Here is a 26135-nt window from a genome sequence, read left to right as displayed (position 1 = left end):
ACAAATGAAGGTTCGCGATATAGGGGTTTTAGGTGCGGTTATTTTAATCGTTGCGATGCTCATCATCCCTCTTCCTCCGTGGATGCTAAGTTTCTTAATCGTCATTAATATTACGTTAGGATTAATAGTACTTTTAACAGCAATGAGTATGAAGGAAGCGTTAGATTTCTCTATTTTCCCTTCCGTTATTCTTCTGTTAACCCTGTTTCGACTCGGCTTAAGTGTTTCCACAACGCGTGCAATTTTAGCAAATGGAGATGCTGGATCAGTTGTTGAAACCTTCGGGGATTTCGTAGTTGGCGGGAATGTTCTCGTAGGTTTAGTAGTGTTTTTAATTCTTGTATTGATTCAGTTTATCGTTATTACAAAAGGGGCGGAACGTGTTGCAGAAGTAGCTGCTCGTTTCACACTCGATGCGATGCCCGGTAAACAAATGAGTATTGATGCTGATTTAAACGCAGGTGTAATATCTGAGCGAGAAGCACGTGAACGACGTGACAAAGTATCGGGAGAAGCGGATTTCTACGGAGCGATGGATGGTGCTACGAAATTCGTAAAAGGGGATGCAATTGCCTCCATGGTGATGGTAATTATCAACTTATTATTTGGTATTATTATCGGTGTTGTGCAAATGGGCTTACCATTTGCGGAAGCAGCAACCCACTTCTCAAAGCTAACGGTTGGTGATGGTATTGTATCACAAATCCCTGCACTTCTTATTTCAACAGCAACAGGGATTGTAGTAACACGCGCATCCTCTAAAGGAAGTCTAGGAGAAGATATTACAGGACAACTATTCGCTCAAGCAAAGCTTCTTTATGTTGCTGGGGGTACTATTATTTTGCTTGGTTTATTCACGCCAATTCCTAACTGGGTAACGTTACCAATTGGTATTTCGCTTGTTGCAGGTGCTTACATGATGGAACGTAAGAAACCAGAGGATGAGGAAGAATTACTTGAAATTGAGGAAGAAGTGGCAACAGACGGCATGAAGAGCCCTGAAAATGTTGTGAATTTATTAAATGTGGACCCAATTGAATTTGAATTTGGCTATGGCTTAATTCCACTAGTAGATGCAGCCCAAGGTGGGGACTTATTAGATCGCGTTATCATGATTCGACGCCAACTAGCATTGGAACTAGGGATTGTCATTCCAGTTGTTCGTATTCGTGATAATATTCAACTTCAGCCAAATGAATACCGCATAAAAATTAAAGGTAATGAAATGGCTCGTGGGGAGCTTCTACTCGATCATTATTTAGCGATGAGCCCAGGAGATGATGATTCAATCGAGGGTATTGATACTGTTGAACCGTCATTTGGTCTTCCTGCTAAATGGATTACAGAGCAAGTGAAAGAGGATGCTGAGATGTCTGGTTATACGGTTGTTGATCCACCAAGTGTTGTGTCAACACACTTAACAGAAATGATTCGAGCAAATGCGCATGAATTATTAGGACGTCAGGAAACGAAACAATTAATTGACCATTTACGTGAAACACATCCAATTTTAGTCGAAGAATTAACACCCACACCATTATCTACTGGAGAAATCCAAAAAGTATTGGGCAAGCTTCTTCGAGAAAATGTTTCTGTCCGTAACTTGCCGATTATTTTCGAAACATTAGCAGACTATGCAAAACTAACAAGTGATACCGATATATTAACAGAGTATGTGCGTCAGTCATTAGCTCGTCAAATTACCTCTCAATATGTAGGAGACAGCTCATCATTGAAAGTCATTACTGTATCGGGTAAAGTAGAGAAAATGATTGCAGATAGCATTCAGCAAACGGATCACGGCAATTATTTAGCAATGGATCCTCAAGATTCTCAAACGGTGCTAGAGACCATTGCATCAGAGGTAGAGCGTGTGTCATTTATGGAACAATCTGCTATTATTTTATGCTCTCCGGCAGTTCGTATGTATTTACGTCAGCTGACAGAACGCTATTTCCCGCAGATTCCGGTACTATCTTATAATGAACTTGATGCTTCTATTGAAATTCAAAGTGTTGGGGTGGTGAATGTTGAATGAAAATGAAAAAATATTATGCATCTTCCATACCAGAAGCAATGAAGCTTGTGCGTGCTGATTTAGGCGACGACGCTGTCATTTTGAATTCAAAAGTAGTCGTAACAAAGAAACTTTTTGGGCTTGTTAAAAAGAAGAGCTTTGAGGTTGTTGCAGGGATTGACACGATGGAGCCAAGCAATACGGCTCCAACACCTGCAAGTATGCCTATGATTCCTGTTAAAAAAGAAAATGCTAGTTTACTAGAGATTACAAATGCTGTGCAAGCTAAAATTCAACATGCTCAGCCTACGCAAGAAATAACTTTGCAAGATGAGTCAGGTATGTCTGAAGAACTGAGGAAGGAAATTGCAGATTTAAAATCGTTAATGCAATCAATGCACAAGAAGGCTACCCAAGCTCAATATCCCGATGAACTCTTATCCTTCATTGAATACTTAAGACAGCAAGAGCTAAATGAGGAGCTCATCACAACGATTGGTGATGAGCTTTTTGTGCATTTCAAAGAAGCTTCAGAAATCAATTTTTCACAATGCAAGCTAATTACAAAAAACTTGCTGCGTAAAAAACTAGAAGGCTTGCCGATTGGTGGCCTATCCTATGAACGTAAATATATTAATGTGCTAGGACCAACGGGTGTCGGCAAGACAACGACAATTGCTAAAATGGCAGCTCGAGCGGTTCTAGAGAAAAAGAAAAAAATAGGCTTTATTACTACAGATACATACCGAATTGCTGCCATTGAGCAGTTAAAAACGTATGCTGGCCTATTACAAGCACCTGTTGAAATTGCTTATAATTCGACAGATTACGAGCAAGCTGTGCAACGATTGTCCCATTTAGATTTAGTCTTTATCGATACTGCTGGCCGCAATTATAAGGAAGCAAAATATGTAGACGATCTACAACGCCTTATTAAATTTGATGATCAAGCTGAATCCTTTCTAGTACTTGCTATGACGGCAAAAGAAAAGGATATGACCAATATTATTGAGCAATTTAAAAGTGTGCCAATTGAAAAATTTATTTTTACGAAGATTGATGAAACAAATTCTATTGGCACAATGATTAATTTAATGATTAAATATAATAAAGGACTTGCTTACTATACCAATGGTCAAGAAGTACCAGAAGATATTGAAGAAGCTGATTTAGAAGCAGTGCTTAATATGTTTTTCCAAGGTGAAGAAAAATGAGAGATCAAGCAGAAACATTACGCTTGAAAATGCTGAAGCGGCAAGGTGAATTAGGTAAAACAATTGCCGTAGTAAGCGGTAAGGGTGGAGTTGGTAAGAGTAACTTTTCAATGAACTTTGCAATTAATTTAGCGAGTAAGGACAAAAAAGTAGCAATTGTAGATATGGATATTGGGATGGGGAATATCAATATATTAATTGGAAAAAATGTTTCTTATAGTTTAAAAGATTACTTAGAAGGAAATAAATCACTAGATGAGGTAATATTTGAAGGGCCACATGGTTTACAATGTATTGCTGGTGGCTCTGGCATGTCGAGTGTGCTGGAATGGTCGGAGGCAATGTTTGAAAGACTGATTCATGCTTTTGAACAACTCCAAAAAAACTTCGACTATATTCTATTTGATATGGGAGCTGGCGCGACAAAATGGTCATTAGAGTTATTAACATCTATTGATGAAATTATAGTGATTACAACAGCTGAACCAACCTCTATTACAGATGCTTATTCGATGATGAAATATATTCATGTTCGCGATATGGATAAGCAATTTTATTTACTTTGTAATCGTGCTTTTTCTAAAGAAGAAGGGATCGAAACGATTGAACGTTTAAAGCTTACGATGAAACGATTTCTAGACAAAGAGGTTATAGTATTAGGCTCCTTACCTGAGGACCCTGTTGTACGTAATGCTGTGCGCGAGCAAGTACCATTTTCAATCGCATATCCAGAAGCACTTATTTCTAAAACACTTCAACTGATAGTGGCTCGGTTTATGGAACAACGTATGGAGGAAGTGCATGCACATGAACAGTCAGCAAGTAAATTCTTATCTAAACTTAGAAGTATTTTTTCGAAAGGGCGTGATTAATTGGACTTTGTACATAAAAGCAAGCTTTTAGTCGTTGATGATTCTGCTTTTATGAGAAAGCTAATTAGTGACTTTTTTGTTGGAAACTCGAGGGTTGAAGTAGTTGGAACAGCACGAAATGGAAAAGATGCGATTAAGAAAATCCAAACATTAAAACCAACAGTCGTGACAATGGATATTGAAATGCCTGAAATGAATGGACTCGATGCATTAAATGAGATTATGACAATTTGTCCAGTGCCTGTCGTCATGCTTTCGAGTACAACCCAGCGAGGGGCTGAAAATGCACTAACTGCAATCGAGTATGGAGCGGTTGATTTTGTTGCGAAACCTAGCGGAACAATTTCTCTTGATTTACATAAAATCCAATCTGAGCTTGTCCATAAAGTTGAACAAGCTTCGTTGGTACCTATTTCTAAATTAAAAAAACCATCAATTAGCAAAAGACAACAAGAACCAATTGTATCGCCTACTTCAATAAGAAAAGAATTGTCGAAGGAACGTAAAGTTACCCCTCCAGTCAATGTGAACGCAACAGGTATGAATGTCACTAAGGGACATATTGAATGGAGTAAAGTTAGTAAAAAAATTGTGTTGATTGGGACATCTACTGGTGGACCGCGTGCACTACAAGAAGTAATTACTAAAATTCCTAAAACAATTCAAGCGCCAATTCTTATTGTTCAACATATGCCAGCGGGCTTTACAAAATCGCTGGCTTCCCGCTTAGACCAATTGAGCGAGATTACGGTAAAAGAAGCAGAGCAAGGCGATATTTTACAAAATGGCGTGGCCTATATCGCCCCAGGAGGATACCATTTAAGGTTAAGAAAAGTTGGTACCTCATTTGGCATCGTTTTAGATAATCACGAACCACCACGTTCTGGTCATCGCCCATCTGTAGATGTGATGTTTGAAAATGTAAGTCAATTTAAAGATTTTGATAAGGTAGCAGTCATTATGACGGGTATGGGCTATGACGGTTCGAAGGGACTGAAAGCATTAAAAAATACCGGAAATGTAGTTGCTATTGCAGAGTCAGCAGAAACTTGCATAGTGTATGGTATGCCGAAAGCTGCGGTGGAAACGCAGCTTGTCGATGAAGTCGCTGATGTAGATGATATTGCACAAACAATTATGAAATATTTGCCTTAAAAGGGGTGTCCTCTTAATGGAAGTCAATCAATATTTAGAGATGTTTATCGAAGAAAGTAAAGAGCATTTACAAGCTTGTAGTGAGCATTTATTAGAACTAGAAAAAAACCCAGATGATTTGGCTATCGTAGGAGAAATTTTCCGTTCGGCTCATACATTAAAAGGTATGTCAGCGACTATGGGCTTCGAAGACTTAGCAGATTTAACGCATAAAATGGAAAATGTCCTAGATGCAATTCGAAATGAAAAAATTCATGTGTCACCAGAAATTTTAGATATTGTATTTGAATCTGTGGATCATTTAGAAGAAATGGTAATGGATATTGCTAATGGCGGAGACGGTAAAAGAGATGTTTCTTCCACTGTCGCACAGTTAAAGCGCATTGAATCTGGTGAGGAAGCTCTTCCAGAAGTAGTAGCTACTGTAGCTATACCTGAAGTACCAAGCGTACTAGAATATGATAGCTTCGAGCAAACAGTTATAACGCAATCTGCGGAACAAGGATTTAATGCTTTTGAAATTTCAGTAAGACTGCGTGAAGATTGTCTATTAAAAGCAGCACGTGTATTTATGGTATTCGAGATTCTTGAAAAAGATGGTGATGTTATTAAATCAACGCCATCTGTTGAGAAGCTTGAAGATGAACAATTCGATCAACAATTTTATGTAGCGTTCGTAACAAAAGAATCAGCAGAAGATATGCAGAAGAAGTTAATGAAGGTTTCTGAAGTTGATGAAGTAAGTGTTGCAAAGATTAATCAAGAGCAATTCAGTGAAAAACAATATGAAGCAAATAAAGAGGTAGCCGCTACAGCAACGGCTACAGCGACAACGCCAGTAGAGGTAGTAGATACACCGGTTGAAGCTCCAGCTAAGCCTGCACCAGCAAAATCAACACCTGCCAAAGCAGATAAAAGTCATGCACCTGTAGGAAACAAAACGATTCGCGTAAATATCGAACGTCTGGATATTTTAATGAATCTATTTGAGGAGCTTGTGATTGATCGTGGACGTTTACAATCCATTGCAACTGAAGTGAATCATGGGGAGTTAAACGAAACTGTTGAACGAATGAGCCGTGTTATGGGTGACCTACAAACGATTATTTTAACAATGCGAATGGTCCCTGTGGAAACTGTATTCAACCGCTTCCCTAAAATGATTCGTCAGCTATCTCGTGATCTTAATAAGAAAATAAACCTTGAGATTATTGGCGCAGAAACAGAGCTTGATCGAACAGTAATCGATGAAATTGGAGACCCACTCGTTCACTTAATCCGTAACTCTGTCGATCATGGCATTGAAAACCCTACTGCACGCCGTGCAAAAGGAAAGCCAGAAGAAGGCACAGTGGTGTTACGTGCTTATCACAGTGGTAACTATGTCTTTATTGAAATTGAAGATGATGGGGCTGGCATTAATCGTGAAAAAGTGTTGGCAAAAGCGATTTCAAAAGGAGTTGTTACGCGTGAACAATCTCTTGCTATGTCAGACAATCAAATTAATGAGCTTATTTTAGCTTCTGGTTTCTCAACGGCAGATGTTATTTCAGATGTATCAGGTCGTGGTGTAGGGCTAGACGTTGTCAAAACAACGATTGAATCGTTAGGTGGTAACATTTCGATTGAATCTACACAAGATGTAGGCTCTATTTTCTCCATTCAATTGCCGTTAACATTATCTATTATTTCGGTAATGCTTGTGGAAATAGAAAAAGAAATTTATGCGATACCACTATCATCAATTATTGAAACATCGATTATCCGTTCATCAGATATTATGAATGCACATAACCAAAAGGTGATTGACTTCCGTGGTAAAGTGGTTCCACTTGTATTCTTAGAAGAAATCTTCGAAGTACCTCGTAAAGAGCTACAAGATGATGAATTCCATTCAGTAGTAATTGTTCGTAAAGGCGAGAAACTTGCTGGTTTAGTTGTCGATTCATTCATTGGCCAACAAGAAATTGTACTGAAATCATTAGGAAACTACTTAACGAATATCTTTGCAATTTCAGGTGCAACAATTTTAGGTAATGGTAAAGTAGCCCTAATTGTGGATTGCAATGCACTTATAAAATAAGGTGAATGAATAAGAGAGGTGTTTACTATGACAAATGCAGTTGAACAAGAAAATATTAAAGTAATTGTCTTCCAATTAGCAGATAAGGAATATGCGATTCCAGTATCACACGTCCAAGGTATCGAGAAACTGATGCATATTACACGTGTACCTAAAACAGAGAAATATGTAAAAGGTGTCATCAATTTACGAGGTGTCGTAACACCAATTATTGATTTACGCGAACGTTTTGAATTACCAATCTCTGAGCACGAAGAAACGACTCGTATTATCATTATCTCTTTAGAAGACATGGAAGTAGGCTTTGTTGTAGATTCAGCGAACGATGTGTTGGATATTCCAGCAAGCTCAATCGAACCTCAACCAGAGGTAGTAGGATCTCTTGAAGAAGAGTTTATTTCTGGCGTAGCCAAAATAGGTAAACGATTATTAATATTATTACATTTAGAGAAAGTATTAAATCCACTAAAGTAGGGATTCGATTATGACACTTAATCAAAAGATTACATCACTACATTTAGACGTATTAAAGGAAATTGGAAATATTGGAGCTGCCCATGCTGCAACAGCTCTTTCCAATTTACTTGGTAAAAAAATCGATATGCGTGTCCCGAAGGTTGAAATGGTGTCGTTTAATGACATGATGGAGCTTGCTGGTGGTTCTGAAAACGTTGTAGTTGGGATTTTTTTACGCATTGAGGGAGATGCTGAAGGAAGCATGTTTTTCATACTTCCGATTGAACAAGCTAATCGCTTTATCCGACGTCTAATACAGGATGAATCATTCGACTTTAAAAACCCACCTGTTTCGGAGTTAGGTTTATCTGCCATGCAGGAAATGGGGAATATTTTATCTGGTTCATATTTATCCGCGTTATCAGATTTTACAAATTTAAAAATTTATCCAACTGTGCCTGGTCTAAGTGTAGATATGTTTGGTGCTATTATTAGTATTGGCTTAATTGAATTATCGCATGTGAGTGATAATGTCATCGTAATTAATACATCCATTTTTGAAGACGGTGTGGAGGATCATGAAACAGTTAGGGGACATTTCTTCTTACTGCCTGATCCAGATTCTTTTGATGCTATTTTTAAAGCATTGGGAGTTTCATAGCCTATGCTTAACAACAATAATAATGGACAAGTAATAAAAGTTGGAATTGCTCAAATGGATGTAGCGAAATTTCCGAACACGATTAGAACTTCAGGACTTGGTTCTTGTGTAGGCGTTATTTTATACGATGAGTCAAAGAAAATAGCTGGTTTAATACATGTCATGCTACCAGATTCAAGTTTAGGTAGAGCAGAGTCAATAAATGTAGCGAAATTTGCAGATACGGGCATTTCAGCTATGATTGATTTATTAAAGCTAGAGGGTGTTCAAAAATTTAAACTGAAGGCAAAAATTGCGGGGGGTGCGCAAATGTTTCAATTTACGTCCGACAAAGATTCAATGCGCATCGGTCCTCGTAATGTGGAGGCTGTAAAGTTTGAATTAAAACGTCATGGGATTCCTTTAGTAGCCGAAAATACGGGCGGTAATAGCGGTCGAACAATTGAATTTAACCCTGCTACGTCGATGTTACATATTCGAACGGTTAACCAAGGAGTGAGTGAAATATAATGTTTGGTTCTATTTTTTATAACCTATGGGGGGCATTGATTGCCTTTTCCCTTTATTTCTTTATGACACTGCAACAGCCCTATACACCATTACGTATTATCATCGGTTCATTTGTAGCAGCAATTATCGTATTTTTTGTCATGTATATTGTAAGGTTTTTAATTGCGTATGTGTTATTTACACCAACTGCCGACCCGTCGGAAGATGACAGTGGACTAGAAGAAAATAGTGCTTCTGTCGTCGATGAGAAGGGGAAAGAAACTTCTACGACAAATTCAACGGTTGAGTTTCAAGATGAAAGCACAGAAGATATTGCACAAGCCGTTCGAACGATGATGCATCGTGAAGATGAACAACAAGTAAATGCATAAGCCAGAACACTTTAAACTGCCTCTAATGTTAGCTGTCGTCTAATTATTGGAGGCAGTTTTCTTCTGCCTAAAATAGAACAGCTATTAATAATAGAATAGTGTTAGAGAATCATATGAAATTATAGTCGAATGTTGTTATAATAAAAGGAAAGAATGGCATAGGTTTGTATCTAAATCTGTCAGTCATTGTAAGCAAAATACTCAAAATGTGATAAGTGAGTCTCTTTTTGATAGACATGTGTATGTTTTTTAATTTTCAAGCGTACAGCGTTAACAAAGCGACAGAACTATTGGCGCCTTGGAGCATTTGAGAGGAAAGCGCAAAAAGTCCGTGCAAACAGGCGCAAAGTAGAGAGGTGGATTTTATGACACAACCAATTCTAAACGATGAACAAAAGCTGTGGAATCGATGGGTGAATGAACGTGATCCTGATGCGGGTGATTTATTAATAAAAAAATATACTTCTCTTGTGACTTACCATGTGCAGCGAATTGGTGCAGGTTTACCTAAGAGCGTATCGCGTGACGATTTAACAAGCTTAGGCATGCTAGGTCTATTTGATGCTTTAAATAAATTTGATATAAATCGAGACTTAAAGTTTGATACATATGCTTCTTTTAGGGTGAGAGGCGCTATAATCGATGGCTTGCGTAAAGAGGATTGGCTACCTCGTTCTGCACGAGAAAAGGCCAAAAAGATGGATGCCAAGATTGAACAATTAGAACAACAGTTAATGCGCCATGTGACGCCTGAGGAGCTTGCACAGCATATGGAGTTACCTGTGGAAGACGTATACCAAACGGTGCAGGAGCATTTCTTCTCAAATGTACTCTCCATCAATGAGCAACAAGATCAGGAAGAAGCAGAGGGGAAGTCCTTTGTAATCCGTGATGATACGACAAAGACTCCAGAGCAAGTCGTAATAAAATCGGAGTTACTCGATGATTTAGCGGTAAATATACAAAAGCTTAATGATAAAGAGCAGCTCGTACTGAGTTTATTTTATACAGAAGAGTTGACACTAACTGAAATAGGTGAAATGCTCGAATTGTCAACATCACGTATTTCTCAAATTCACTCAAAAGCATTATTTAAGTTGCGAAAGCTATTGTCCAATGAAATGATTAATGTATAGTATCTAACGGATTGTTGAGGGAGGAATTTTAATGAGTTTAAAAGGTGTCGAATTACAAATAGCTATTCCAAAAACGTTTGAAGCGGGTAAAATGGCAGATCAGGCACAACAACAAACTTTAGCTCAACAAGTACATGCAAATGAAGCGTTAAAAAAGGAATTAGAGCGCAAGCAAAAAGCTGTAAATACTTCAGAAGGTATGACGGAGATTAGCGAAGAGGAAGAAGCGGGTGGCGAGTATATAAAAGGAACGCGTAAAAAGAAAAAGAACCATAACGAAAAACCAGAAAAACAGGCTCAGCATCCGTTCAAAGGTAATTTCGTGGACTTTAGTGGATAGGAGTTTACTATGACAACCATATTAATTGCTGTTCTCTTTGTTTTGCAGCTACTATCATTTTATTTCATTATTATATTAAATACGAAATTAGCGAAATTCAAAGATTTAGAAGTAAAGCAGGAACGCTTAATGCGAGAAATGGATGATACGATTAGCCTCTATTTAGCTGAAATGAAGGATGAAAATAATCGTCTAATTCAAGCGTTGCAAGTGGTACCAAAACCTACTATGACACCTGATACTGGACAACAGGCACAACCAATAGCTGTGCCTAAAAGTCAAGGACAGCCTTTGTCACAAACCGATGGTGAGATGAAGGCAGTGACAGCTAATAGTGAGCCACGTATTTTAATGCCGAAAAATATCGTAGCGAATGCCTATTCTCGTCAACAACAGGGAGGAACGACGGCTGTGCAAACGGCTGCGCCAAAGGTTGATAGTTTACCAAAAGAAGAATCAAAGCCGTTAACGATGGAACAACAAATTGTTCAAATGGCTGAGCAGGGAAAAACTGCTGAAGAAATTGCGAAAAAGCTGCAAAAAGGAAAGACAGAAATCGAGCTTTTATTGAAATTTCATAGCTAAAACAGTTGCGAATGCCATAAAGCTGTGATATAGTAGCAAATGGTGTTATTACTACACACGCATTTTGATGCAGTAAGTGGTGCTCTAAGATTAGGGTAGCTTGTTGCAAGTGATAAATGCGGAGGAAAAAAACCAAACATTCTAGGAGGAAATTCACATGTCAGTAATTTCTATGAAACAATTACTTGAAGCTGGTGTACATTTCGGTCACCAAACTCGTCGTTGGAACCCAAAAATGAAGAAATTTATCTTCGTTGAGCGTAACGGGATCTACATCATCGACTTACAAAAAACTGTTAAAAAATTAGAGGAAGCTTATGACTTCATGCGTCAAGTTGGTCAAGACGGTGGTAAAGTTCTTTTCGTTGGTACGAAAAAACAAGCACAAGAAGCGATCAAAGACGAAGCTGAACGTTCAGGCAACTACTATATCAACCAACGTTGGTTAGGTGGTACTCTTACTAACTTCGGTACAATTCAAAAACGTGTTGCACGTATGAAAGCTATCGAAAAGATGGAAGAAGAAGGAACTTTCGAAGTTCTACCTAAAAAAGAAGTAATCCAACTTAAAAAAGAACACGAACGTCTAGTTAAATTCTTAGGCGGTATCCGTGATATGCACGATCTTCCAGACGTTATGTTCGTGGTTGACCCACGCAAAGAACGTATCGCTGTTGCTGAAGCTCGTAAATTAAACATCCCTCTAGTAGGTATTGTTGATACTAACTGTGATCCAGATGAAATCGACTATGTTATCCCTGCTAATGACGATGCTATTCGCGCTGTTAAACTTTTAACTGCTAAAATGGCTGACGCTTTAATCGAGTCAAAACAAGGTGAAGAAGAAGCTCCAGCTACTGAAGCTGCTGCTGAGTAATTCACGTTTACAAAAAGGTGATAAGTGGCTCAGAACCCTTATCACCTTTTTTAGAACCTACCACTATAAATAGTTTAACCAATTTGAGGAGGCAACACTAAATGGCAAACATTACTGCACAATTAGTAAAAGAATTACGCGAAAAAACTGGCGCTGGTATGATGGATTGTAAAAAAGCGTTAGTACAAACTGATGGTGATTTAGAAGCTGCAATCGATTTCCTACGTGAAAAAGGTCTTTCTTCAGCTGCTAAAAAAGCTGACCGTATCGCTGCAGAAGGTACAACTTATATTTTAGAAAAAGGTAACGAAGCAATTATTCTTGAAGTAAACGCTGAAACTGACTTCGTTGCGAAAAACGATAAATTCCAAGTGTTAGTTTCTTCTTTAGCTGAGCAATTAATTGCTGCTAAACCAGCATCAGTAGAAGCTGCAGTAGAGCTTGAAAATGCAGAAGGCGTAAAAATCGCTGACCAAATTTCAACAGCTGTAGCAACTATCGGTGAAAAAATTACACTTCGTCGTTTTGAAGTAAAAACAAAAACTGATGCAGATGCTTTCGGTTCTTACCTACACATGGGTGGCCGTATTGGTGTATTAGTATCTTTAGAAGGTTCTACAGATGCTTCTGCTGCTAAAGATATCGCTATGCATATCGCAGCGATTAACCCAACTTACGTTTCTCGTGAAGAAGTTTCTGCTGAAGAAGTTGACCGTGAGCGTAAAGTGTTAACTGAACAAGCACTTAACGAAGGTAAACCAGAAAACATCGTTGCAAAAATGGTTGAAGGTCGTCTTGGTAAATACTTCGAAGACGTATGCTTACTTGACCAATCATTCGTTAAAAATTCAGATCAAAAAGTTCGCGACTTCGTTGCTTCAACTGGCGGTAATGTAACTGGTTTTGTACGCTACGCTGTTGGTGAAGGTATCGAAAAACGCGAAGATAACTTTGCTGAAGAAGTAATGAACCAAGTTAAAGGTAACTAATTTGTAGACTAGTTCAGTTGATGGATTGGCTTGCATTTGATCCTAATCAAATAATAACTAGATTTTCTAGACAAAAATGGGGAACACAACATAACGTGTTCCCTATTTTTCCGAGATGAGCTAAAAAAGGATTAATTTTCTATTACCATTATTCACAACTAGCAATTATTGTTAGATATACTATAATGGAAAAGGAAAAGAAAAGTTTTAAATAAATGTCTGACGGAGGTTTACAATGAGTGTGCCACAATATAAACGAGTAGTTATTAAACTAAGTGGTGAAGCGTTAGCAGGAGAGGCTGGCTTCGGTTTATCACCAAAAATTATCAAGTCTGTTGCTGAAGAAGTGAAGGAAGTAGTAGATCTTGATGTAGAAGTTGCTGTAGTTGTAGGTGGCGGTAATATATGGCGTGGAAAAATCGGTAGTGAAATGGGCATGGATCGTGCAGCAGCTGACTATATGGGTATGCTAGCAACGGTTATGAATTCATTAGCATTACAAGATGCTCTTGAAAAATTAGGTATCGAAACACGCGTGCAATCTTCTATTGTGATGACACAAGTAGCAGAGCCATATATTCGTCGTAAAGCAGTTCGTCATTTAGAGAAAAAACGTGTAGTTATTTTTGCTGCAGGTACAGGTAACCCGTTCTTCTCTACAGATACAACAGCTGCATTACGTGCAGCGGAAATTGACGCAGATGCGATTTTAATGGCGAAAAATAATGTAGATGGTGTCTATTCCGCAGATCCAAAGGTCGATACTACTGCTATCAAATATGATACACTCACATACTTAGACGTTATTCAGCAAGGGTTACAAGTAATGGATTCAACTGCTTCAACTTTATGTATGGATAACGATATTCCGTTAATTGTCTTCTCAATTACGGAGCAAGGTAATATTAAACGTGCCGTACTGGGCGAGAAAATTGGAACTGTTGTTAGGAGGAATGCACAATGACTAAACAAGTATTAGACCAAGCGAAAGAAAAAATGAACAAATCAATTGCTGCTTTTTCACGTGAATTAGCATCGATCCGAGCAGGCCGTGCAAACGCATCTCTACTAGACCGTATTTCTGTAGAGTACTATGGTGCGCCAACCCCAATCAATCAACTTGCAGGTGTTGCAGTACCAGAAGCTCGTTTACTCGTGATTACACCTTATGATAAATCCATTTTAGGTGAAATTGAAAAAGCGATTATGAAGTCAGATATCGGTATTACACCGACAAATGATGGTTCTGTTATTCGTTTAATGATTCCAGCGTTAACAGAAGAACGTCGTAAAGACCTTGTAAAACAAGTGAAAAAAGAAGCTGAAGATGCAAAAATCGCAGTACGTAATGTTCGTCGTGATGCTAATGATGATCTTAAAAAACTTGAAAAAGCAGGCGAAATCACAGAAGACGATTTACGTGGATACGGTGACGATATTCAAAAATTAACAGATGAGTTCATCGTGAAAGTAGACCAAGTAGCGAAAGAAAAAGAAAAAGAAATTCTAGAAGTGTAAGCAGGCGCTTTGCATTTCTATGATGGAACTTTTTGATGAGATGAAGGCGTCCTATACATAACAGGACGTCTTTTCTCTTTTATTGTAAAAGTATTCATTTCTTATCGGTGTTACAATTTTCACCTGCTCTCTACGAGCCGTAATGGTTAACTCGTTTACACGTAGTATACGAATTACATTGTTCTGGCTTACTAGCAGTTGCTGAATGTAGCAAGACAAGATTTTTCTTTGAGATGTGTGTTGTTCTAAAATAAGCTAGTTCATACATAGTCAATTAGAGGGAAAAAAAAGACAAAAAGCACTTTTGTTTGTTATGATAGGTTAGTATACGTCCGATTAGTTGTAGTGGGGGAGTTAGCATGTTTAAGAAGCTATTAGGTAAACAAGTAAATATGGATACACTATCATTGGAGGAACGTGTTGCCCTTGCGAAAAGCGAGCCGATTCCTGCCCATGTAGCGATTATTATGGACGGAAATGGACGTTGGGCTAAAAAACGTGCCATGCCACGTGTTGCTGGGCACCATGAAGGTATGAAGACGGTACGGAAGGTAACTAGATTTGCATCTGATCTTGGCATAAAAGTATTAACAGTGTATGCGTTCTCTACAGAAAATTGGAAACGGCCAAAGCCTGAAGTCGATTTTCTGATGCGTCTACCTGTAGAATTTTTAGGATCTTTTTTACCGGAAATGATGGAGCGCAATGTGCGAGTTGAAATGATTGGAGATCCGTCACTCTTGCCAGCACATACACAAAAAGCATTGTATGAGGCAATGGAAGAGACGAAGCATAATACAGGGTTAATTTTAAACTTTGCTTTAAATTATGGTAGTCGTTCAGAAATGGTAAGTGCCATGAAAACGATGCTTCAAAAAGTACAGGACGGTCAATTAACTATACAAGACATAAATGAGGAATGTATGACAGCTCATTTAATGACAGCTCATCTACCAGAGCCAGACTTACTCATTCGTACAAGTGGTGAAGTACGATTAAGTAACTTTATGTTATGGCAGCTCGCCTACACAGAATTTTGGTTTACAGATACATTGTGGCCAGATTTTAGCGAGGAAAACTTTCTGGAAGCGGTGGAAAACTATCAAAAACGTAATCGCCGTTACGGTGGGTTGAAGGGAGAAGAAACATCTTGAAACAACGAATCATCACAGCAATCATTGCCGCGGCACTGTTTATTCCATTTGTTATTTATGGAAAGGTGCCATTTACACTACTTGTACTAGCAATGGCTGTTGTAGGCTTTTATGAAATACTGAAGATGAAAGGTATTTCGATTTTTTCAGTACCTGGTATGATCGGGTTACTAACGCTTATTATGCTTGTCATACCAAAAGATTGGGCAAATGAGGTAGTACATGCAATCGGCTATTCATCGGTTCTAATGGTTATTTACGGACTGGTCATGCTGTTACTTATTTATGTAGTCTTCGTAAAAAATAAAATTACATTTGATGAAGTTGGCTTTATTTTGCTTGGGGCGTTTTATGTAGGATTAGGTTTCCATTATTTAATCGAAACGCGAAACTATGGTCTTGAATTTGTTGTATATTGTTTACTTGTTGTTTGGACAACAGATTCAGGAGCCTATTTTGTAGGTAGAAAACTAGGTAAAAATAAGCTTTGGCCTGAAATATCACCGAAGAAAACGATTGAAGGCTTTGTTGGTGGGATTGTTATAGCGGTTATTTTTGCTATAGCTATGCAAGCGATTTATCCATTTGCTAACGGTTATGTTTCACTTATTGTGATCACGATTTTTGCTTCGATAATTGGTCAGATGGGCGATTTAGTGGAATCAGCTATCAAGCGCCATTTTGACGTAAAAGATTCAGGCAATATTTTACCAGGACATGGCGGGATTCTAGACCGCTTTGACAGTTTATTATTTGTCGTGCCACTACTGCATTTTTTACATTTATTCGGTAGCTAAGTATGTAAGACCTTGTTAGGAAGCGTCATTTGCCTAAAGTTTTAGGAAAAGATATATCGATGGGCGCAAGGCGGGCGACCTCACTTTGAAAAGCGAGCCGTAAATAGCTCGACATACTCACCAAAGGGCGACGCCAGCTGCTTGTCGAGCAAGCTTGGAATAAAATCGGGACGCAATGATGGATGAAAATGCGAATTATGAAATAGATCGCTTAGATAGAAAAAGGGGACGTTTTGTCGTGAAAAAAATTAGTTTATTGGGTGCAACTGGTTCTATCGGTTGGCAAACCTATGATATTTTAAAAGAACAACGTGATGCATTTCATCTTGTAGCGTTTTCTTCAGGAAAAAACATAGAAAAAACACGTGAAATGATAGAGACTTTAAAGCCTGAACTGGTATCGGTTCAGCTTGAGGAAGATGCACTTATTCTCGCAAAAGACTACCCGCAAGTACACTTTACATTTGGTGCAAAAGGGCTTGTAGAGGTTGCTACACATCCTGAATCGACGGTGCTCGTGAATGCAGTGCTCGGTAGTGTTGGTCTTGAATCGACACTAGCTGCTATTCGTATGGGCAAAACAATTGCGATTGCCAATAAAGAGACGCTTGTCACAGCAGGTCATTTAGTTATGGCAGAAGCAAAAAAATACAATGCTACAATTTTACCAGTGGATAGTGAGCATTCGGCTATTTTCCAATCGATGAATGGCGAAAACCCGAAAAATATTGAGCGTTTAATCATTACAGCTTCTGGAGGAAGTTTCCGCGACAAAACACGTGAGGAGTTAAAACATGTTACGGTTGCCGATGCACTTAATCATCCGAACTGGTCAATGGGTGCAAAAATTACGATAGATTCAGCTACTATGATGAATAAAGGGCTTGAAGTAATCGAAGCACATGTTTTATTTGATATGCCTTATGATAAAATTGATGTACTTTTACACAGAGAAAGTATTATTCACTCTCTTGTTGAGTATCATGATACTAGCGTAATTGCTCAGCTTGGTACGCCGGACATGCGTGTACCAATCCAATATGCATTAAGCTATCCAGATCGTATGCCGCTCCAAAATGGACAACGTCTTAATTTAGCGCAAATTGGTCAACTGCATTTTAAAGAAATGGATTTTGAACGGTATCCTGCGTTGCGCTTAGCATTCGAAGCAGGGCGTACAGGCGGTACCATTTTAACGGCAATGAATGCTGCGAATGAAGCGGCAGTTGCAGCATTTTTACAAGGGAAAATAACGTTCCTTGAAATTGATGCAATAATTGAACGGATCATGCAGGCACACAATAATGTATCCGTGCCAGATTTGCAAACAATTTTACATGTGGACAGAGAAACAAGAAAAATAGTGTTAGACATGGTAAAATAACGACAGGAAGCTTTCGTTAACTATTCGCTTTTAAAGGTGGGGTATTATGCAAACAGCCATTGCATTTATTTTAATATTTGGCTTGCTCGTGTTCTTCCATGAACTTGGTCACTTCCTATTTGCAAAGCGTGCAGGAATTATGGTGCGTGAATTTGCAATCGGCATGGGTCCGAAAATTTATGGCAAGACGCATGGGGAAACAATTTATACAGTCCGTTTATTGCCAATCGGTGGATATGTCCGCATGGCAGGCGAAGATATGGATGGTATTGAATTACAGCCTGGCTACCGTGTAGGGCTTATTGTCGATGAAGATAATATCGCCAAAAAAATTATCTTCAATCAAAATAATAGACAATTACCAGATTTATTATTTTTAGAGGTGGAACGAGCTGATTTAGAACGAGAATTATTTATTGAAGGCTATGATGAGGAAGAAAATTTAGTTCGTTACAGTGTTGCAAGAGATTGTGTTGTTGTAGAAAATGGCAGAGAAACCGTAATCGCGCCATATGATCGTCAATTTAACGCAAAAACCGTTGGGCAACGTGCAATGACCATTTTTGCAGGACCATTATTTAACTTTATATTAGCCTTTTTCATCTATTTGCTTATTGGTTTAATAAACGGTGTACCAACATACGAGCCGATTATTACAGAAGTGGTAGCAAATGATCCAGCAGCACAAGCTGGGATGCTTGCAGGGGATAAGGTGACTTCGATTGATGGACAAGCAGTTGAAAAGTGGCAAGATTTAGCTGCCATTGTACAGAATCGCCCGAATCAAGAAATCAATGTAACGGTTGAGCGTGGTGGGCAAATCGAAAACCTCAATATGACAGTGAAAGCAGTGAAGCAGAAAGGCGAGACGTTTGGACAAATTGGTGTGAAGTATGAAAGTCCGCGTGTTTATAACCCATTAAAAGCAGTGGTATACGGAGCTCAAGAAACGTATAATATGACGGTTAAAATCTTTGAATTACTAGGTATGCTTATTACAGGACAATTTACTATTGATGCATTATCAGGACCTGTAGGGATTTATAAAACAACGGAAGAAGTGGCGACATATGGCATTTTCGCCCTAATCAATTTTGCTGCTATGCTAAGTATCAACCTTGGTATTATGAACCTATTACCTCTTCCAGCATTAGATGGTGGCCGATTATTGTTCTTTGGCTATGAGGCTTTAAGAGGCAAACCAATTGATCGTCAAAAAGAAGGAATGGTGCACTTTGTAGGTATCGTCTTGCTGATGATATTAATGGTGGTTGTAACGTGGAACGATATCCAACGTTTCTTCTTCTAGCAAGTACGTAATGACAATTGGCTTTTATATTTCCAATATTTAGATGATGCGTGACTGTTTATAACGTAACATCGAAACAAAGTTAGGCTAAAGTGAAAATAAAATGTAAAATAGCTTTGAGCGCAATTATTTTGAAACATTGCGTTCAAAGCTAAATTTGTTTATGCTAATTAGAGTATAAATTTATTTATTAAAAAGGTGGAACACTGAATGAAGCAAAGTAAAACATTTATCCCAACGCTACGTGAAGTACCTGCTGATGCAGATGTAAAATCACATAAGCAATTATTACGTGCAGGGTTTATTCGTCAAAATACAAGTGGGGTATATTCGTATTTACCGCTTGCAAAACGTGTGTTAACAAAAATCGAAAATATTATTCGCGAAGAGATGGAAGCCATCAATTCTATCGAATTATTAATGCCTGCATTGCAATCTGCTGAATTATGGCAAGAATCCGGCCGTTGGGAAAAATACGGTCCAGAACTAATGCGATTAAAAGATCGCCACGATCGTGACTTTGCCTTAGGACCAACACATGAAGAGGTCATTACAACTTTAGTACGTGATGAAATTAAATCATATAAAAAATTACCATTAACACTCTATCAAATTCAAACTAAATTCCGCGATGAAAAACGCCCGCGTTTTGGCTTATTACGAGGAAGAGAGTTTATTATGAAAGATGCTTATTCTTTCCATGCTTCACGGGAAAGCTTAGATGAAACATATGAGGATATGTACCGCGCTTACTCTAATATTTTCTCGCGTCTTGGTTTAAACTATCGTGCAGTTATTGCCGATGCTGGTTCAATTGGTGGTAAAGGTACACATGAATTTATGGTACTTTCTGAAATTGGGGAAGATACAATTGCATACTCTGATACATCCGATTATGCGGCAAACATTGAGATGGCAGAAGTCACTGTAGAGTATCAACCAGCCAATGAAGCATTAAAAGATCTTGAAAAAGTAGCAACACCAGATCAAAAAACAATTGAAGAAGTATCTGCATTTTTACAAGTAGCACCTTCAAATGTTATTAAATCATTAGTATTTAATGTTGATGGCGAATTAGTGGTAGTCCTTGCTCGTGGCGATCACGAAATTAACGATATTAAACTGAAAAATGCGCTAGATGCTGGTTCTGTAGAACTTGCTGACGAAGCAGCTATTCGTCAATTGCTAGGCTGTGGCGTAGGTTCAATCGGCCCTGTAAAATTACCTGTAGAGGTCAAAGTTGTTGCAGATCATGCGATTAAATCAATTCGTAACGGGGTAGCGGGTGCTAATGACGACGGCTTCCACTTAGTAAATGTTAACCCAGAGCGAGATTTTGCTGTCAACGAATACTTGGATATTCGTTTTATCCAAGTAGGAGACCCATCTCCTGATGGACAAGGTATCATTAAATTTGCAGAAGGTATCGAGGTTGGTCATATTTTCAAATTAGGTACTACCTATTCTGAAAAAATGAATGGAACATTTTTAGATGAGCAAGGAAAGGCACAGCCGTTTATTATGGGTTGCTATGGTATTGGTGTGTCACGTATTTTAGCTGCCGTAGCTGAACATTTCCAAGATGAAAATGGTTTTACTTGGCCAATACAACTAGCTCCGTATGACATTCATGTTGTACCTGTTAATACGAAAGATGAAACACAAGTTTCATTAGCAAATGAGTTATATGGCTTATTAAAATCATATCGCTATGATGTACTATTAGATGATCGTGCGGAACGTGCAGGTGTTAAGTTTGCAGATGCAGATTTAATAGGTTTACCAGTTCGTGTAACAGTCGGTAAAAAGGCAACAGAAGGTGTTGTCGAAGTGAAATTCCGTCAAACAGGTGAAACATTTGAATGGAAAAAAGAAGAAGTCATTGATCGTTTAAATGAATTTTTCCGCAAAAATTAATATCCTTTGGTAACATAATAGCCAAAAGATATAGATGTTCTTACTAGTAACATCTTTTGGAAGATGAATGAGGACAAGCAAACGAATTCGCGACACTCCTACGGGAAACCAAGCAAATCTCACTGCTATAAAAGCAAAGTGAGGCTTGCTGGAATAGCCCGTGGAAAGGGAGCGAATTTTTTTGCATCATAGTTGAAAAAGTATTTGCTAGATAACAATGAGCAAGTGGTGATTAGAGACTCTTGCCCATTAAAGTGAAAGTAGGTGTCATTGATTGGAACAGCAACAAGAAGCAAGACAAAGATTTCAAATGCTCTTGCAACAACTAGAGTTAACAGAAGATGTTTATATGTCCTTTTTTGAAGAAGGCGAATTAGCCCGTCTTACTGTGCATAAAAAAAATAGACTCTGGCATTTTAATATTAAATTACGTGGCATACTTCCATTTCCGTTATATCAACTATTTCGTACACATCTAGCTGAAAAATTCGCTGCTATAGCCCAAATCGAAACAACTTTTGAAACAGTTGAAAAAAATGTTACGGAAGAGCTGATTCAAGCGTATTGGTTAACCATTGTTGAGCAAATCGACGATATGGCACCAACCTTAAAAAATTGCCTTGTATCGCAAATACCGATGTGGAATGGGCAAAAAATTACGTTATCCTGCGTGCAGGAAATGGAACTGATGATGCTGAAAACGAAATATGCGGAAAAGCTAGCTCTTAGCTACAGTCAATTTGGATTTCCGCAAATTGCCTTTGATTTTATGCTGCAAGAGGAAACAGAAGAAATGCGTGAAGCCCAAGAAGCTTTTATCGAGCAAAAACGTTTAGAAGAAGCAGCGATGGCTCAACAAGCAATGCAAGACTTCCAAAAGCGTGAACAGGACAAAAAGGACAATCCGGCATTGGCAGCCCTCGGTGATCGTCCATTTCAGCTCGGTATGCAAATTAAAGACGATGAAATTATGGAAATTAAGCGCATAGTGGAAGAGGAACGTCGTGTTATTATTGAAGGGTTTGTGTTCGATACCGAAATTAAAGAGTTAAAAAGTGGACGCTCACTTCTACAAATTAAAATTACGGACTATACGGATTCAATTGTTGTAAAAATGTTCTCACGGGATAACGATGATGCGGAATTGATGCAGCATTTGAAAAAGGGTATGTGGGTGAAAGTACGTGGCTCGGTTCAAACTGATACCTTTATTCGTGATTTAATTGTGATGGCAAATGATATTAATGAAATTAAAAAAGAAACACGACAAGACAAGGCGCCAGAAGGTGAAAAACGAGTAGAGCTCCATTTGCACACACCGATGAGTCAAATGGATGCAGTTACACCGGTAGATAGGTTAGTGGCTCAAGCGGCGAAATGGGGTCATCCAGCGATTGCGATAACGGATCATGCGGTCGTGCAGTCGTTCCCAGAGGCTTATAGTGCGGGCAAAAAACATGGCATAAAAATAATTTACGGTTTAGAAGCTAATTTAGTCGATGACGGTGTACCGATTGCGTATGCTTCTGAGCATCGTGCATTAGACGATGCGACCTATGTGGTGTTTGACGTCGAAACGACAGGGCTTTCTACTGCTTACGATACAATCATAGAGCTTGCAGCAGTAAAAATTAAAGGCGGACATGTGATTGACAAATACGAAAGTTTTGCAAATCCACATCATGCATTGTCTGCAACAACAATCGAATTGACCGGCATCACAGATGAGATGGTTCGCAATGCGCCAGAAGTGGAGCAAGTGATTCATGAGTTCCATGCCTTTATAGAAGACGCAATCGTAGTGGCACACAATGCCTCTTTTGATATGGGCTTCCTCTATACTGGTTATAAAAAGTACGGTCTAGAAGATACGATTCACCCAGTAATCGATACTCTAGAACTTGCTCGTTTGCTCCATCCTACGATGAAAAATCATCGTTTAAATACATTATGTAAAAAATTCGGCATTGAATTAACGCAACATCATCGCGCCATTTATGATACGGAAGCAACAGGTTACTTATTATTGCATCTGTTAAAAGAAGCGGATGAACTCGGCATTAAATATCACGATGATTTCAATAAGCATATTGGCGGCGGTGATGCCTATAAAAAAGCGCGCCCGATGCATTGTACGATTTTAGCAGTTAATAATGACGGTTTAAAAAATCTATTTAAGCTTGTGTCTCATTCGCATACAAAAACTTTCTATCGTGTCCCTCGTGTAACACGCGCGACGTTGGAACAATATCGACAAGGACTGTTAGTTGGTTCCGGCTGTAGTAATGGCGAATTGTTTGAGACGATGATGAATAAATCACCTGAGGAAGCGGAACAAATCGCAAGGTTTTACGATTATATTGAAGTACAACCGAAGGCTGTATATGCTCCGTTAATTGAACGAAATGTCGTGCGCGATGAATGGACTATTGAGGATATTATTCGCAAGCTTGTGAAACTTGGCAAGAAGATGGATAAGCCTGTAGTTGCTACAGGAAATGTTCATTACCTCGATCCGAACGATGCTATGTTTAGACAGATACTGATTGGTTCTCAAGGTGGCGCCAATATTTTAAATCGATCCAAGCTGCCAGCGGTTCATTTTCGCACGACGGACGAGATGTTGCAAGAGTTCGATTTTTTAGGTCCTGATCTTGCAAAAGAAATCGTCGTTACAAACCCGCAAAAAATTGCGGATATGATTGACGATGTAAAGCCGATTAAGGATGACTTATATACACCTAAAATTGAAGGTTCTGATGATGAAGTAACCAATTTAACGTATGAGATGGCCCATCGTATCTATGGTGAAGAATTACCAGAAATCGTTAAAGCTCGTATTGAGAAAGAGCTAAAGTCAATTTTAGGGCATGGATTTGGTGTGATTTACCTAATTTCTGCAAAGCTTGTGAAAAAGTCACTTGCGGATGGCTATTTAGTAGGTTCTCGTGGTTCCGTTGGTTCTTCATTAGTGGCAACCTTTATGGAAATTACGGAGGTAAACCCGTTACCACCGCATTATATTTGTCCAAATTGTAAGCATTCAGAGTTTTTCAATGACGGTTCTGTTAGCTCCGGCTATGACCTACCGAACAAAGATTGTACGGAATGTGGCACACCTTATAAAAAAGATGGACAAGATATTCCATTCGAAACTTTCCTTGGTTTTAAAGGAGATAAAGTACCTGATATCGATTTGAATTTCTCAGGTGAATACCAACCGCAAGCCCACAACTATACAAAAGTACTGTTTGGTGAAGATTATGTGTTCCGTGCTGGAACAATCGGTACTGTTGCAGAGAAAACAGCATATGGTTACGTTAAAGGCTATGCGAGCGACAATAACCTTCATTTCCGAGGTGCTGAAGTAGACCGTTTAGTACAGGGTTGTACAGGTGTTAAACGAACAACAGGTCAACATCCAGGTGGGATTATCGTTGTACCAGATTATATGGATATTTATGATTTCTCACCAGTGCAGTTCCCAGCGGATGCACAAGATTCGGAGTGGCGAACAACACACTTTGATTTCCACTCCATTCATGACAATATTTTAAAACTCGATATTCTTGGACACGATGATCCGACTGTTATTCGTATGTTACAAGATCTATCTGGCATTGATCCGAAAACAATTCCAACCGATGATCCGGTTGTTATGAAAATTTTTAGTTCACCTGAATCGCTAGGTGTGACAGAAAAGCAAATTGGGTGTAAGACCGGAACACTAGGCATTCCGGAATTTGGTACTCGATTTGTTCGCCAAATGCTAGAAGATACGAAACCATCAACATTTTCGGAGCTTGTGCAAATTTCTGGTCTATCACACGGAACAGACGTATGGCTTGGTAATGCACAGGAGCTGATACAAAATGGTACATGTGTATTAAAAGAAGTAATCGGCTGTCGCGATGACATTATGGTGTATTTAATTTACCAAGGGCTTGAACCATCTCTAGCGTTTAAAATTATGGAGTCTGTGCGTAAAGGGAAGGGCTTATCAGAGGAATTTGAAGCAGAGATGTTAGCAAATAAAGTGCCTGCTTGGTATATCGAATCATGTAAAAAGATTAAATACATGTTCCCTAAAGCCCATGCCGCTGCTTACGTTTTAATGGCAGTACGTATTGCTTGGTTTAAAGTGCATTTCCCAATCTTGTATTATGCTGCCTACTTTACCGTAAGGGCAGATGATTTTGATTTAATCGCGATGACGCAAGGTTCCCAAATGATTCGTGCAAGAATCGATGAAATTAATATGAAGGGCTTAGATGCTTCGACGAAAGAGAAAAACTTACTGACAGTAATGGAACTTGCACTGGAGATGTGCGAGCGTGGCATGAGCTTCCAAAAGGTGGACTTATATCGTTCACAGGCTAGTGAGTTTATTATTGATGGCAATTCTTTAATACCGCCATTCGATGCGATTCCTGGACTCGGCACGAACGTAGCCAAAACCATTGTAGCGGCACGTGAAAATGGCGAGTTCTTATCCAAAGAAGATTTACAGCAACGTGGACGTGTATCGAAAACATTAATTGAGTATATGGATCAATTAGGTTGTTTAGAAGGTATGCCTGATGCGAACCAGTTATCGCTCTTCTAATGTCTAAAATAAGGAAGTTTGCATTGTGACGTAAATTGTGCTATCCTTATGGTAATAATTTGTTGATAGTTTTCCAGCAAAAGAGTGGGGCATTCCCGCTCTTTTCTGTTGTTATACCGAAGCAAAACAAATTTTTTAGACTAACAGCAGGTAAGACCGTCAAATTTCACCAACATTACTGGTG

Annotated in this window: 22 protein-coding genes; all 22 read left to right on the top strand. The window is 38.7% G+C overall.

The window, feature by feature from the left end; translation table 11 throughout:
- The first annotated feature begins 4 nt into the window (after positions 1 to 4).
- The 22 genes from flhA (at position 5) to LS41612_RS17635 (ending at position 25951) form a co-directional block, all read left to right on the top strand.
- Positions 5 to 2038 carry a flagellar biosynthesis protein FlhA gene (gene flhA / locus LS41612_RS17740; protein ID WP_024362018.1) on the top strand — a complete coding sequence of 678 codons (2034 nt, stop codon included), beginning with the start codon at positions 5 to 7 and terminating at the stop codon, positions 2036 to 2038.
- A complete protein-coding gene (gene flhF / locus LS41612_RS17735) occupies positions 2035 to 3231 on the top strand; it encodes a flagellar biosynthesis GTPase FlhF (RefSeq protein WP_024362017.1) in 1197 nt (398 codons plus the stop codon). The genes flhA and flhF overlap by 4 nt, the downstream gene beginning before the upstream one ends.
- Positions 3228 to 4103, top strand: a complete 876-nt coding sequence (locus tag LS41612_RS17730) for a MinD/ParA family protein (RefSeq protein ID WP_024362016.1) — start codon at positions 3228 to 3230, stop codon at positions 4101 to 4103. The genes flhF and LS41612_RS17730 overlap by 4 nt, the downstream gene beginning before the upstream one ends.
- Complete coding sequence (locus tag LS41612_RS17725) at positions 4104 to 5258, top strand: protein-glutamate methylesterase/protein-glutamine glutaminase (protein WP_024362015.1); 1155 nt, start codon at positions 4104 to 4106, stop codon at positions 5256 to 5258.
- Positions 5259 to 5274: 16 nt separating this feature from the next.
- Positions 5275 to 7341, top strand: a complete 2067-nt coding sequence (locus LS41612_RS17720; RefSeq protein ID WP_024362014.1) for a chemotaxis protein CheA — start codon at positions 5275 to 5277, stop codon at positions 7339 to 7341.
- A gap of 27 nt (positions 7342 to 7368) precedes the next feature.
- Positions 7369 to 7815 carry a chemotaxis protein CheW gene (locus LS41612_RS17715; RefSeq protein ID WP_024362013.1) on the top strand — a complete coding sequence of 149 codons (447 nt, stop codon included), beginning with the start codon at positions 7369 to 7371 and terminating at the stop codon, positions 7813 to 7815.
- Positions 7816 to 7825: 10 nt separating this feature from the next.
- Entirely contained in the window at positions 7826 to 8458 is a 633-nt protein-coding gene (locus tag LS41612_RS17710; protein ID WP_024362012.1) for a chemotaxis protein CheC, read from the top strand.
- A 3-nt stretch (positions 8459 to 8461) separates the two neighbouring features.
- On the top strand, positions 8462 to 8968 hold the full coding sequence (locus LS41612_RS17705; protein ID WP_024362011.1) for a chemotaxis protein CheD: 507 nt from the start codon (positions 8462 to 8464) through the stop codon (positions 8966 to 8968).
- Positions 8968 to 9339: a hypothetical protein gene (locus LS41612_RS17700; RefSeq protein ID WP_024362010.1), complete on the top strand. Its 372-nt coding sequence runs from the start codon at positions 8968 to 8970 to the stop codon at positions 9337 to 9339. The genes LS41612_RS17705 and LS41612_RS17700 overlap by 1 nt, the downstream gene beginning before the upstream one ends.
- 365 nt (positions 9340 to 9704) lie before the next feature.
- Positions 9705 to 10475: a FliA/WhiG family RNA polymerase sigma factor gene (locus LS41612_RS17695; protein ID WP_024362009.1), complete on the top strand. Its 771-nt coding sequence runs from the start codon at positions 9705 to 9707 to the stop codon at positions 10473 to 10475.
- Positions 10476 to 10506: 31 nt separating this feature from the next.
- Positions 10507 to 10815 (top strand): hypothetical protein, encoded by a 309-nt coding sequence (locus LS41612_RS17690; protein WP_024362008.1) that lies wholly within the window; start codon positions 10507 to 10509, stop codon positions 10813 to 10815.
- Between the two features lie 9 nt (positions 10816 to 10824).
- On the top strand, positions 10825 to 11400 hold the full coding sequence (locus LS41612_RS17685) for a DUF6115 domain-containing protein (RefSeq protein ID WP_024362007.1): 576 nt from the start codon (positions 10825 to 10827) through the stop codon (positions 11398 to 11400).
- A gap of 157 nt (positions 11401 to 11557) precedes the next feature.
- Complete coding sequence (gene rpsB, locus LS41612_RS17680) at positions 11558 to 12277, top strand: 30S ribosomal protein S2 (RefSeq protein ID WP_024362006.1); 720 nt, start codon at positions 11558 to 11560, stop codon at positions 12275 to 12277.
- Between the two features lie 101 nt (positions 12278 to 12378).
- A complete protein-coding gene (gene tsf, locus LS41612_RS17675; RefSeq protein WP_024362005.1) occupies positions 12379 to 13266 on the top strand; it encodes a translation elongation factor Ts in 888 nt (295 codons plus the stop codon).
- Positions 13267 to 13501: 235 nt separating this feature from the next.
- A complete protein-coding gene (gene pyrH / locus LS41612_RS17670; RefSeq protein ID WP_024362004.1) occupies positions 13502 to 14230 on the top strand; it encodes a UMP kinase in 729 nt (242 codons plus the stop codon).
- The gene (frr, locus tag LS41612_RS17665; protein ID WP_024362003.1) at positions 14227 to 14784 is read left to right on the top strand and encodes a ribosome recycling factor; all 558 of its coding nucleotides are present in this window, start codon (positions 14227 to 14229) and stop codon (positions 14782 to 14784) included. The genes pyrH and frr overlap by 4 nt, the downstream gene beginning before the upstream one ends.
- Positions 14785 to 15143: 359 nt before the next feature.
- Positions 15144 to 15938, top strand: coding sequence for an undecaprenyl pyrophosphate synthase (gene uppS / locus LS41612_RS17660; RefSeq protein WP_024362002.1), 795 nt, complete (start codon positions 15144 to 15146; stop codon positions 15936 to 15938).
- The gene (locus tag LS41612_RS17655; RefSeq protein ID WP_024362001.1) at positions 15935 to 16735 is read left to right on the top strand and encodes a phosphatidate cytidylyltransferase; all 801 of its coding nucleotides are present in this window, start codon (positions 15935 to 15937) and stop codon (positions 16733 to 16735) included. Before uppS ends, LS41612_RS17655 begins: the two co-directional genes overlap by 4 nt.
- Positions 16736 to 16973: 238 nt before the next feature.
- Complete coding sequence (gene dxr / locus LS41612_RS17650; protein ID WP_024362000.1) at positions 16974 to 18119, top strand: 1-deoxy-D-xylulose-5-phosphate reductoisomerase; 1146 nt, start codon at positions 16974 to 16976, stop codon at positions 18117 to 18119.
- A gap of 46 nt (positions 18120 to 18165) precedes the next feature.
- Positions 18166 to 19428 carry an RIP metalloprotease RseP gene (gene rseP, locus LS41612_RS17645; RefSeq protein ID WP_024361999.1) on the top strand — a complete coding sequence of 421 codons (1263 nt, stop codon included), beginning with the start codon at positions 18166 to 18168 and terminating at the stop codon, positions 19426 to 19428.
- A gap of 210 nt (positions 19429 to 19638) precedes the next feature.
- Positions 19639 to 21345, top strand: coding sequence for a proline--tRNA ligase (locus LS41612_RS17640; RefSeq protein ID WP_024361998.1), 1707 nt, complete (start codon positions 19639 to 19641; stop codon positions 21343 to 21345).
- 274 nt (positions 21346 to 21619) lie between these two features.
- Positions 21620 to 25951: a PolC-type DNA polymerase III gene (locus tag LS41612_RS17635; protein WP_024361997.1), complete on the top strand. Its 4332-nt coding sequence runs from the start codon at positions 21620 to 21622 to the stop codon at positions 25949 to 25951.
- Positions 25952 to 26135 lie beyond the last annotated feature (184 nt).

Source organism: Lysinibacillus sphaericus (genome assembly GCF_002982115.1).
GTDB lineage: Bacteria > Bacillota > Bacilli > Bacillales_A > Planococcaceae > Lysinibacillus > Lysinibacillus sphaericus.
The sequence above is the reverse complement of the archived record's forward strand: the minus strand, read 5'-3'. Positions and strand labels throughout refer to the sequence as shown.